General features: G+C 59.0%; 1 protein-coding gene. It reads right to left on the reverse strand.

From position 1 onward, the window contains the following. Window positions 1–620: carbohydrate ABC transporter permease (locus AC1D0P_RS27000; protein ID WP_477679543.1), on the reverse strand; the 620-nt coding region annotated here is incomplete at both ends.

The raw sequence follows: 620 nt of genomic DNA on the forward strand, positions 1-620 counted from the left end.
GCCGAGATTGATGCGCGCGAAATAGAAATCGACTGCGAACTTTGCTGGCATTTCGGTCGAAATGCCAGGACCGCCCTTGGTCATCGAGATGATCAGGTCATAACCGCGAATGACGTCCGACATCAGCAGCACGACACATGAGGCGATCACCGGCCGCATGCCGGGAAAGATCACCTGGAGATAGGCGCGCCAGATCGGAATGCCCTCCATGCGGATCGCCTTCCAGAGATCGTTGTCGATGCCGCGCAGGCCTGCAAGTATGATGACCATGATCAGACCTGCCGAATGCCAGATGCCGGCGATGACCAGCGTATAGATGGCGCGGTCGGGCCGCATCAGCCAGTCGAAGGTGAAGCTGTCCCAGCCGCTTGCGCGCACCAAGGCCTGCAATCCGTTGACGGGATCGAGGAGCCAGCGCCAGGAAAGACCGGTGACGATCAGCGACACGGCAAGCGGATAGAGGAAAATCGTGCGAAACAGCGACTCCGCCTTGATCTGCCGATCGGCGAACACTGYGAGCAACATGCCGAAGGCCAGGGTGCCGAGGATGTAGAGCACGCCGAAGATCGCCATGTTGAGGCAGGAAACAAGCCAGCGATGGTTTGCGAACAGCTTCAGAT

Source organism: Polaromonas sp. P1_G2 (genome assembly GCF_056405515.1).